At 68.4% G+C, this 3,387-nt stretch carries 5 protein-coding genes; all 5 read right to left on the bottom strand.

All coding sequences use genetic code 11. The features are described 5' to 3' along the window. Positions 1-191 (bottom strand): PIN domain-containing protein (locus tag RMO12_RS15870; protein WP_309640015.1); only part of this gene is annotated, 191 nt, incomplete at its 3' end. Beyond that, the gene (locus RMO12_RS15875) at positions 188-427 is read right to left on the bottom strand and encodes a CopG family transcriptional regulator (protein ID WP_309624812.1); all 240 of its coding nucleotides are present in this window, start codon (positions 425-427) and stop codon (positions 188-190) included. The genes RMO12_RS15870 and RMO12_RS15875, both read right to left, overlap by 4 nt. A 70-nt stretch (positions 428-497) precedes the next feature. Further along, positions 498-1,967, bottom strand: a complete 1,470-nt coding sequence (gene rng, locus RMO12_RS15880; protein ID WP_309640016.1) for a ribonuclease G — start codon at positions 1,965-1,967, stop codon at positions 498-500. Positions 1,968-1,996: 29 nt separating this feature from the next. Then, positions 1,997-2,638 (bottom strand): Maf family protein, encoded by a 642-nt coding sequence (locus RMO12_RS15885; protein ID WP_309624810.1) that lies wholly within the window; start codon positions 2,636-2,638, stop codon positions 1,997-1,999. After that, positions 2,635-3,105 carry a 23S rRNA (pseudouridine(1915)-N(3))-methyltransferase RlmH gene (gene rlmH / locus RMO12_RS15890; protein ID WP_309640017.1) on the bottom strand — a complete coding sequence of 157 codons (471 nt, stop codon included), beginning with the start codon at positions 3,103-3,105 and terminating at the stop codon, positions 2,635-2,637. Before rlmH ends, RMO12_RS15885 begins: the two co-directional genes overlap by 4 nt. Between the last annotated feature and the right edge of the window lie 282 nt (positions 3,106-3,387).

Raw genomic sequence — 3,387 nt, forward strand, 5'->3', positions numbered from 1 at the left:
CCATGGAGCTTGCGCAGGGTCGGCCGCACGAGCACCGTGCGGTATTCGGCTAGCAGGGCCTCGGACACGACAAAGGGAAACGCGGCGGCCAGCATGCCGTCCAGGATGCGGGCGACGGGCGACGTTTCGTCCTTGGTCAGCAAACCCGCCACGACAACATTCGTATCGACAATGATCGCCGGGCGACTCACGGCTTGCGACGTACCGCTCGAACCTGTTCTCGAGCCACCGCCAGCGCCAGGTCTTCGCCAAGCTTGCTGTGCGCTCGCGCCCGGCGGACGAGCTCACGTGCGTCATCCCGCGACTTGATGCCGTAGAAATCCAGGCTTTCGTCGATCAGTTGCCCGATGGTCTTGTCGCGCTGCGCCGAGGCTTCCTTGAGCGCGCGGTAGCGCGCTTCAGACAGAGTGATGGTCAGACGACTCATTCGAACCTCGCATTGGTGCTTTAACACCAATATGTTATTGCATCGACGGGTTGGGGCATGAAGCCATGCCTCACAACAACACGATGTCGTACTGCTCCGGCGACAGACTCGGCTCCGTGCGCAGCGACACCGGCTTGCCGATGAAGTCGCTCAAGCCCGCCAAATGCTGGCTCTCCTCGTCGAGCAGCATTTCCACCACCGCCGCGCTGGCGATGACGCGAAACTCCTTGGGGTTGAACTGCCGGGCCTCGCGCAAGATCTCGCGCAGGATGTCGTAGCACACGCTGCGTGGCGTCTTGACCTGGCCCTTGCCTTCGCAGGTGGGGCAGGGTTCGCACAGCAGGTGGGCCAGGCTCTCGCGGGTGCGCTTGCGCGTCATTTCCACCAGGCCGAGCTGGGTAAAACCGCTGATGGTCGTCTTGGTGCGGTCGCGCGCGAGTTGCTTGCGCAGCTCGGCGAGCACCGCTTCCTGGTGCTCGGCGCGCACCATGTCGATGAAGTCCAGGATGATGATGCCGCCGAGGTTGCGCAGCCGCAGTTGCCGCGCGATCGCCAGCGCCGCTTCGAGGTTGGTCTTGAAGATGGTGTCGTCGAAATTGCGCGCGCCGACGTAGCCACCGGTGTTGACGTCGATGGTGGTGAGCGCCTCGGTCTGGTCGATGACGAGGTAGCCACCGCTCTTGAGTTCGACGCGGCGCGCCAGGGCGCGTTCGATCTCCTGGTCGATGCCGAACAAATCAAAGATCGGCCGCTCGCCGGCGTAGTGCTCGAGCTTGGCCACCGAGGTCGGCGTGTACTGAGCGCCAAAGTCGCGCAGCACCTCGTACTGCAGGCGCGAGTCGATGCGCACCGCTTGCGTCTGCTCATGGGTCAGGTCGCGCAGCACGCGCTGCACCAGGCTCAGGTCCAGGTGCAGCAAGGTGCCCGACGCCGCCTTGAAGGCGCGCTCGCGGATCGCGTTCCAGGTCTTGCGCAAATAGGCGATGTCCTCGGCCAGCTCGGCGTCGGTGGCCTCTTCGGCATTGGTGCGCAGGATGAAGCCGCCGCTGTGTCCGCTTTCGCTCTGGCCCACCAGCGCCTGCATGCGCGCACGCAACTGCTCGCGCAGTTCATGCGAGCCGATCTTCTGGCTGATGCCGATGCGGTCGTCCTGCGGCAGGAACACGAGCAGCCGCCCGGCGATGCTGATCTGCGAGGACAGCCGCGCGCCCTTGCTGCCGATCGGGTCCTTGATGACCTGCACCACCAAGGTCTGGCCTTCGAAGACCTGCTTCTCGATCGGCGGCACCGCCGTGTTGTCGCGGCCCGCGGGCTCGTCGCGGTGCAGGTCGGCCACATGCAAGAAGGCGGCACGCTCCAGGCCGATGTCGATGAAGGCGCTTTGCATGCCCGGCAGCACCCGCGCCACGCGGCCGGCGTAGATGTTGCTGAGCAGTCCGCGCTCGAGCGCACGCTCGATGTGCAGCTCCTGCACGACGCCGTTCTCGACGATCGCCACGCGCGTTTCCTGGGGCGCCCAGTTGATGAGGATGTCTTGCACGGGGGCGATGGTAGGTGGCTGGCGCGCCGTCAGAACTGCCAGCCCAGCGACCCGAGCAGTTGCGCGGTTTCAAACAGCGGCAGGCCCATGATTCCCGAATGGCTGCCTTCGATGTGCTCGATCCACGCCGCCGCCTGGCTCTGGATCGCGTAGGCGCCGGCCTTGCCGTGGGCTTCGCCGCTGGCAACGTAGCGCACGATCTCGTCGGCTTGCAGCACGCGCATGCGCACGCTGGAGATATGCAGCACGCAGGTGGGCTGGAACGCCGCATGCGGCCCCTCGCTCACCGCCACGGCGGTGAGAACGCGGTGGGTGCGCCCGGAGAGTGCCTGCAACAGCAGCGCCGCGTGTTCGTCGTCGGTGGGCTTGCCGAGGATGCGCGAGTCGACGGCCACGGTCGTGTCGGCACACAGGATGGGCGCTGCCGGCAGGCCGCGCGAGAGCAGCCGCATGCGCGCCGCGGCCAGCTTGGCGAGGGTCACGCGCTGCACGTAGTCGGCCGGCTCCTCGCCCGGTTGCACCGCTTCGAGCGCCTCGCTGTCCTCGTCCGCGCCCGGCAGCAGCAGTTCATGGCGCACGCCGATCTGCGCGAGCAACTGGCGGCGGCGCGGGCTCTGGGAGGCGAGGTAGAGGAAGTCGGGCACGGCCAGAGCCTCAGGCGCGGTGCTCATTCACGGTGGTAGGGATGGCCCGCGTTGACCGACCAGGCGCGGTAGAGCGCCTCGGCCAGCAACACGCGCGCCAAGGCGTGCGGCAAGGTCAGGTCCGACAGGCGCAAGGTCTCGTCGGCGCTCGCCTTCACGGCATCGGCCAGGCCGTCGGGCCCGCCCATCAACAGCGCCACGTCGCGCCCGTCGCGTTGCCAGGCCAGCAGGCGCTCGGCCAGCGCAGCGGTCGTGAGGCGCTGGCCGTGTTCGTCGAGCGCCACGCGGCGCGCGCCCTTGGGGCAGGCAGCGTCGATGCGCACGGCCTCGGCCGACTTGAGCGCATCGGCCGTCTTGCCCAGGGTGCGCGGCTCGGCCTTCACGGCCTTGAGCTCGACGCGCCACTCGGGCGGAAAGCGCTTCAGGTATTCGTCGCAGGCCGTCTCGGCCCAGCTTGGCAGGCGCTGGCCGACGGCGACCAGCGCCAGCCTCATGCGCCGCGCGCGGCCTTCTTGGCGGGCGCGGCTTTCCTGGCGGGGGCGGCCTTCCTGGCCGGCGCGGCAGCTTGCCTGGTGGGCGCGGCCTTCCTGGCCGGCGCGGCAGCTTGCCTTGCAGGCGCGGCCTTCCTGGTCGGCGCGGCCGCTTGCCTGGTGGGCGCGGCCTTCCTGGTCGGCGCGGCAGCTTGCCTGGTGGGCACGGCCTTCCTGGCCGGCGCTGCGCCGCTTTTCGGCGCGGCCGTCTGGCGTGCCGCTTACGCCCGCGAAGTTGAAATAGCC

Origin of the sequence: Methylibium sp., assembly GCF_031393925.1 — a bacterium.
Taxonomy (GTDB): domain Bacteria; phylum Pseudomonadota; class Gammaproteobacteria; order Burkholderiales; family Burkholderiaceae_C; genus Methylibium.